Below are 6443 nucleotides of genomic sequence, written 5' to 3' on the forward strand. Positions count from 1 at the left end.
GCGCCCGGCGGGCCAACGCCGCCGCCACCCCGCCCAGGAAGAACCCCAGCGCGGTGGAGGCCGGCAACAGGCAGGCCAGGCCCATGCCCAGGGGTGACGGCACCCAGGGTCGCACCCGCTCGGGAAGCAGCCGCTCCGCCAGGGTGAGGACGGCGGCGGCCAGCGCGGCCCAGCCGAGCGCCGCGCGCGTGCCCGGCTCCAACCCCGAGAGGCCCGAAGCCAGCACCTGGGCGATGCTGGCGGTGACCGTGGCGGCGGGTGCGGGGAAGCGCTCGCCGCCCAGCGCCGAGCGGTCCGGCACCAGCAGGAAGAACAGCGGCACCACCGCGGCGGCCCCCACCGCGCAGCCCATGAGCTGCGCCAGGAACACGCGCCGGGGATGAGCGCCCAGCAGGTGTCCTGTCTTCGCGTCACTGAGGAGGTCCGCCGCGGACGACGCCGCGTTGACGGTGATGCCCGCGGTGGCGAGGTTCGCCTCCACATTGCGCGGCAGCAGCACGCCGTAGGTCATCTGCGTCACCTGCCCCAGCGCGCCCACGGGCGTGACGTCCGTCTCCCCCGTGACGCGGCAGGCGATGAGACACAGCAGGAATGACAACGCCACCGCGAGCGCGGCGTGTGGCAGGGGAACACCAAAGCCCACCTTGGCCACGGCGAGCGTGGCGGGCGTCAACACCGCCAGGCCCGCCAGCAGCCAGCGTCCCGGTACCTGCAGCGCGTCCACCGGATGGGGCGTCACGGCGCGACGTTTGAAGAGTCCCTTCAACGCGCGCCCCAGGACGCGGCCCTCCAGCGCGAAGTGCAACAGCGACGCGGTGGTGAGCGCCGCCGTACCCGGCCAGAGACTCCAGGCGAGGAAGTCCCCATCTGGAGGCAGCAGCCCCGAAGTGAACACGCGCGGCGCCACGACGCCGTGGATGAGCAGCGCCCCCAGGAGCCAGGACGCGGTGAGCCGCAGCCCCAGCAGCGCGCCCGCGCCCAGCGGAAGCAGGCTCGTCTCGAAGCCGAAGCCCAGGCGCTCCAGCGACACCCCGCTCAGCGACCCGGGAAAAGGAAACACGTAGGGGAGGCGGCCCAGCCCATCCCGCACCAGGGTGACGAGCGCGGCGATACCCCCGCCCAGGCCCAGCATCGACAGCCGCGGACGGGACGACGCGCCCGTGGCGTGAAGCGCGCGGATGGTCGCCGCCGCGGCCGTGCCCGTGGCGAACGGAAGCTGCTCATGGTCCACCAGCTTGCGCTTGAGGGGCACCGCGAAGAGGACGCCCAGCGCGGACAGGAGGAAGGTCCACGCGAGCAGCGCCCACCCGGGAGGATGACTGCCCGTCGTGAGCAACCAGGCGCCCTGGACAGACACCAGGGCGCCGCCCGTCGCGTAGCCCGCGGACGAAGCCACGGCCTGCGCGGAGCACGTCTCCAGCGGCGAGAGCGGCGCACCGGCGGCGCCTGGCGCCACGCGCCGCATCGCGCCGTGTGCCGTATGCGCGAGCAACGCGGCGGTGATGGCCACGGGAAAGGCCACGGCCATCTTCAGGCCCGCGTAGAGGTTGGTCGCGCAGGTGATGACACCCATGCCACTGCCGAGCAGCACCGCCCGCAGGGTGAGCTGTGGCACCCGGTCCCCCTGGAAGACCTCGCGCAGCCAGAAGGTGTCCAGGGCCTCCGGGGAATCCCCCGGGATTCGCAGCAGCGTCAGCGGGGCCTGCGTCGGTGCCACTTCCTCGGAGGCATCTTGGGGGACGGGCTGAGACATGGGCCGTTCCATCTTTTCATTCCAAGGCCCTCGGGGACGAGCCCCCTTCCCCATTCTCCACCGCTGGGCGCAGGCGCCGCACGCCCAGCATCAGGAGGTACCGGTCCGCGACGCCGGGCAGGTAGCGCTCCAGGTGGAGTCCATCGGGGCGGAATCCCAATTCGGCCAGGAAGCGGAACACGCGGTGCGCGGCCACGTCATCGCGGGCGGCGCACTCCAGCGTCGCGAACAGGGTCGGCGCCATCTCCTGCCGCCGGCTTCCTGGAGGAAGACGCCGGCGGGGTTTGATGCGGAAGCCCACCTCGCCCAGGAGCTGCCCATCCACCACGTCGAGCGTGCGGACGTAGCCGCTCGTCAGCACGGGGACGCCCCGACGCTCGAGTGCCTGCTTCCACCCGGGCACCGCGGCGCGGAACGCCAGGGGCCCGGGCGGAGCCGTGACGGGGAACCACACGAGCACGGACGGCTCGGCCCAGTGCTCCAGGTGGACCCGCGGCCCCGGCGACGCGCCGAGCCCCTGGAGGTACTGGTCCGCCAGTTGGAGCGAGAGCAGCCGCGCGGAAAGGTCCTGCCGCCATGACGTGAGCATCGCCTCGCGCGTCCGTGCGTCTCTTCGGAGGAACTCACGGATGGCGGAGAGTGAAATGCCCGCGGCGCGCAGGCTGCTGATGAAGCGCGCTTCTCCGACCTGTCCGGGGGCGTAGGCGCGGTACCCATTCGCGCGCCTCGCGGAGGGCAGCAGCAGGCTCTTGCGCTCATAGAAGCGCAGCGCGCTCGGCGCCAGGCCACATCGGTCCGCGAACTGGGAAATCGTCAGCATCCGGAGGCTTTGTCCTTGAGGTTGAACCAGCTTCAAGGTGGAGGGTTTGGAAACCATGAACGTTTCCATCGTCTCCCGAGGTGAAATCAAGCTGGTGGGCATCAAGGTCGTCGGCCGGCGCAGCGAGCTGAGCCACCGCGTCCCGCTGGCGTGGCTGGAGCTCCTCTCCCGCGTGGACGGACTGCCCGGCGTGGTGGACCGCGACCTGTTCCATGGCTGCGTGCCGGGCAGCGACCACGAACAGCCAGGAGATGACCCCGTCTACCGGTACTGGGTCACCACCGAGGTTCGGGACCTCGACGCAGTCACTGACGGGTTACAGACGCTGACGATTCCCGCGCGCGACTACGCCATGACGCCAGTGCAGGGCACGGCGGACGCCATCAACGCGGCCTACGGTCGGCTGGCGGCCTGGCTTCAGGCGCAAGGCAGGCGCTCGGAGCCTGCCGCCTACGTGCTGGAGCGGTACGACCAACGTCGACAGCCCGTCACACCGCCGTACGAGCGCTTCGACTACGAGCTGCTCACGCCACTGGCCTCCTGAGCGCCTTCGCGCCCGGGCCTGTCTGCGAGGGGGCGCGACGACATCAGCGGCGCCGCTCTACGCGCGGGGCCTGGCCGGACGCGACGGCATGACCCGGGCCAGCGCCTCCGCACGAGGAAGGCCCTCCACCGCGCCAAGCCTCTCCACCACGCGGGCGCCGACCTCGCACGCGAACGAGGCCAGCGCCGCCAGCTCCGCGCCTGTTGCGTCGCGCAGCCCCTCGGCGCCGCCGTACCAGCGCACCAGCCCATGCAGCAGGCCCGCGACGAAACCATCACCAGCACCGGTGGTGTCGACGACGCGCGTCCGCGGGGCCGCGACGTGGATGCGCGCCCCCTTCCACAGCAGCAGCGCGCCGCGCTCGCCCAGCGTCACCACGGGCAGCGGCACGCCCATCGCGGCCAGTCGCGTCAGCGCTTCGTCGGGCACCTCCGTCCCGGTGACGAAGCCAATCTCCTCCTCGGAGAGCTTCACCACGGTGCACAGCGGCAGCATCCGGGCCAGCAGGCCCTTCAGCAGAGACGTGTCCTCCCATGCATGCAGCCGCAGGTTGGGGTCACAGCTCACGATGAGCCCCGCGTCGCGAGCCAGGCCCAGCATCCGCACCGCGGCCTCCTGCGCCTCCGGCCACTGGAGCGAGTTGGAGCCACAGTGCACCGCCTTCGCTCCCGTCAGGAACGGCGCGTCGACATCCGCGTGCCCCAACAGGAACTCAGCGGAGCGTGTCCGGAAGAAGGTGAAGCTGCGCTCGCCCTTCCCATCCAGGGAGATGAACACCAGTCCGGTGCGCGCCTCCGCCGTCTGGCGCAGGTGGCTCACCTCCACGCCCTCCGCAGCCAGGCGCTCGCGAAGGAAGTGACCGAACTCATCCGCGCCCACCACGCCCAGCATGGCCGGACGCAGCCCCAGCCGGGCCAGCCCCACCGCGACGTTCGCCGGCGAGCCACCGGGACACGGATGCCACGCGGGCACGTCGCGCACCCGGTGCCCCGGAGCCGCCGGGAGGAAGTCCACCAACGTCTCGCCAAAGCACACGACATCCAGCGGCGGCATGAGCCCCTCGCTTCCGAACTCCGTCAGTCCAGGCCCACCTGGGCCATGAAGTCCACGCTCTTGAGGCGGCGCCCCAGGTGATGCGCGATAAAGACGTTGAGCAGGCCGCGAGCACGCGCGCGCAGGTCCGGCGGCAGCGGCGTGCGCGCCCCCTCCTGGAGCGCGCGCAACCCCGAGAGCAGCGCCACCGGCACCGCCACGGACTCTCGCGCGCGGGCGCCACACGGCTCACACACCGCGCCGCCATGGGCCTGGTCGAAGCGAGGCCGCTCCCCCGGCGCGCCGCCACACAGCGAGCACGAGTCGAAGCGAGGCATCAACCCCGCGTGCGCCAGCGCGAACAGCTCGAAGGCCAGGAGCGACGTGGGCCCGGCCTCCTTCGCATCCAGTCGCGCCAGGTAAGACTCCAGCAGGGCGAACAGCTCCTGCTGCGGCTCATGGTCTTTCGTCAGCTCGCGGCACAGCTCCACCGCGTACAGGGCCCGGGCAATCAGGGACAGGTCCTCGCGCGCCGCATAGAAGCCCGCGACGATGTCCGTCCCGTCCAGCCGCACCGTGCTGCCGCGCGTCTCGACGATGTGCACGCGCAGCCGCATGAACGGCTCCAGCGCGCCGGCGAAGCGCCGCTTGCTCTTGCGCGCGCCCGCCGCGAAGGCCGTCAGCTTCCCGTGCTCGCGCGTCAGCAAGGTGACGAGCCGGTCGGACTCGCCATAGTCCACCGAGGACAGCACGAGCGCGTCGTCGTCGTATCGCTCCATGGAGAGACTTCAACGCGCGAGCGGATTGGGAAGCTTTCCGCTCAGCACCAGGAACAGGTACACACCCAGGAGCAGGGCCGCCAGCAGCACGGACAGCCCCACGTAGGCCCGCTTGCGCCGCTCCTGCTCCAGTTGCACGGGAGATGGCGCCGGGACGGACTTGTCCACCTCCTCGTAGCGCAGCACGGCCTCTTCCGGAGACATGCCGATGACCTGCGCGTACGCGCGGATGTAGTTCACCACGAAGATGCGCGAGGGCAGCCGTTCCACCTGCCCTGCCTCCAGCGCGGTGATGAGCGTGGGAGGAATCTTGGTCTCCCGCGCGACGTCGTCACGCGAGAGTCCTCGGAGCTCTCGCTGCTGGCTCAGATATTTGCCGAAATCGACGTGGTCCACGGGTCCCCAGATACCCAACACGCTAGAGCTTTTCCAGCAGCCTCCGGCAGTCGTCCTTCATCACCTGTTCACCAGCTTTCGCCTTGGTCTCACAGGTGGCGAAGGCCTCCTTCGCCGCATCGACCTGACCCAGCTTCGCCTGGCAGACGCCCTCACGCAGGTACGCCTCCGCCACGTCCGGGCAATTCTCGCGGTAGTGCGTGAACTGGCGGCACGCCTCGGAGGTGCGCCCCGTCTCGTCGTAGATGAGCCCCAGGTTCTTGTAGCCCAAACAAAAGCTGGGGTTGGTCGTCACCGCGGCCTTGATGCTCTCCACCGCGCGCTCCGACTCGCCCTTCTTGTAGTACGCCCAGCCCAGGTTTCCCTGGGCGATGAAGGGCGTCGGGTAGAGCATGTCGTTGAGGACCAGCTCATAGAGCTTGATGGCGTCGTCGTAGCGGCCCTGGTCCAGGTGCACGTTGGCCAGGTTGGTGCGCGCCTCGGAGAAGTCGGGGCGAACCTCCAGCGCCTTGGTGTAGTGCTTGACGGCCTCGTCGGGACGGCGGAACGCCAGGTGCAACAGGATGCCCATGGCGTTGTTCGCGTCGGGGTAGTCCGGGTCGTTCTTCAGAGACAGCTGCAGCTCGCGCAGCGCCTCCTGGAGCTCGCCGGCCTGCTGGGCCTGCAGCGCCAGGTCGTAGTGAATCTCGGCGCTCCGCTTCTCCTTCTCCGTGGGCGTGTGGGAGCAACCGGAGGACACCAGCAGGAGCGCGAGCGAACAGGACGCGGGGGAAAGGCGGGACATGGGGAGCGGCTCTCGACGAGGGTGAGGGGGGCGGAGACTCAGAAGGCGGCCAGGAAGCGGCCCAGGGTGGTGGTGACGTTCTTCTTCTCCTCGGCGCGCGCCACCACGGCGGGCACGAGCGTCGGGTCCTTGAAGAACACCGGCAACGTCTTGAGCTGCTCGTCCTGCTGCTCGGGGGCCAGCGCGCGCCAGTTGGCGTCATCCATCATGAACCCGAGCGACTCCACGAACGCCAGCGCGTCTCCCTCGTCGTCGCGGTACTCATCCGCCGACGCGTTGCGCCGGCCTGACAGGTACACCGCGCAGTCCGCCGCCTCCGCCAGGTACAGGTAGAC

The 6443-nt window shown here is 70.4% G+C and carries 7 protein-coding genes and 1 pseudogene; 1 reads left to right on the forward strand and 7 read right to left on the reverse strand.

All coding sequences use genetic code 11. The annotated features are described in order from the left end of the window. The coding region (locus tag G4D87_RS31285) for an OPT family oligopeptide transporter (protein ID WP_240358755.1) at positions 1–1753 on the reverse strand (1753 nt) is incomplete at its 3' end. Between the two features lie 16 nt (positions 1754–1769). Next, on the reverse strand, positions 1770–2573 hold the full coding sequence (locus G4D87_RS31290) for a MerR family transcriptional regulator (protein WP_163786359.1): 804 nt from the start codon (positions 2571–2573) through the stop codon (positions 1770–1772). 55 nt (positions 2574–2628) lie between these two features. Between G4D87_RS31290 and G4D87_RS31295 the strand changes: the two genes are divergently transcribed. Then, positions 2629–3117 carry a GyrI-like domain-containing protein gene (locus tag G4D87_RS31295; protein WP_163786360.1) on the forward strand — a complete coding sequence of 163 codons (489 nt, stop codon included), beginning with the start codon at positions 2629–2631 and terminating at the stop codon, positions 3115–3117. A gap of 57 nt (positions 3118–3174) precedes the next feature. On the opposite strand, the gene G4D87_RS31300 is transcribed toward G4D87_RS31295, so the two are convergent. From G4D87_RS31300 to G4D87_RS31320, 5 genes and pseudogenes are all read right to left on the reverse strand, one after another. Next, positions 3175–4170: a carbohydrate kinase family protein gene (locus G4D87_RS31300; protein WP_240358756.1), complete on the reverse strand. Its 996-nt coding sequence runs from the start codon at positions 4168–4170 to the stop codon at positions 3175–3177. A gap of 23 nt (positions 4171–4193) precedes the next feature. Next, positions 4194–4928, reverse strand: coding sequence for a DNA repair protein RecO (recO, locus tag G4D87_RS31305; RefSeq protein ID WP_163786361.1), 735 nt, complete (start codon positions 4926–4928; stop codon positions 4194–4196). A 9-nt stretch (positions 4929–4937) separates the two neighbouring features. Then, positions 4938–5324, reverse strand: a complete 387-nt coding sequence (locus G4D87_RS31310) for a helix-turn-helix domain-containing protein (protein WP_011553135.1) — start codon at positions 5322–5324, stop codon at positions 4938–4940. Positions 5325–5346: 22 nt separating this feature from the next. Continuing rightward, on the reverse strand, positions 5347–6108 hold the full coding sequence (gene tgl / locus G4D87_RS31315; RefSeq protein ID WP_163786362.1) for a social motility TPR repeat lipoprotein Tgl: 762 nt from the start codon (positions 6106–6108) through the stop codon (positions 5347–5349). Positions 6109–6146: 38 nt separating this feature from the next. Beyond that, positions 6147–6443 (reverse strand): annotated as a pseudogene (locus tag G4D87_RS31320) (social motility and stimulation tgl protein); the annotation flags it as partial.

Origin of the sequence: Myxococcus vastator, assembly GCF_010894475.1 — a bacterium.
GTDB classification, from domain to species: domain Bacteria; phylum Myxococcota; class Myxococcia; order Myxococcales; family Myxococcaceae; genus Myxococcus; species Myxococcus vastator.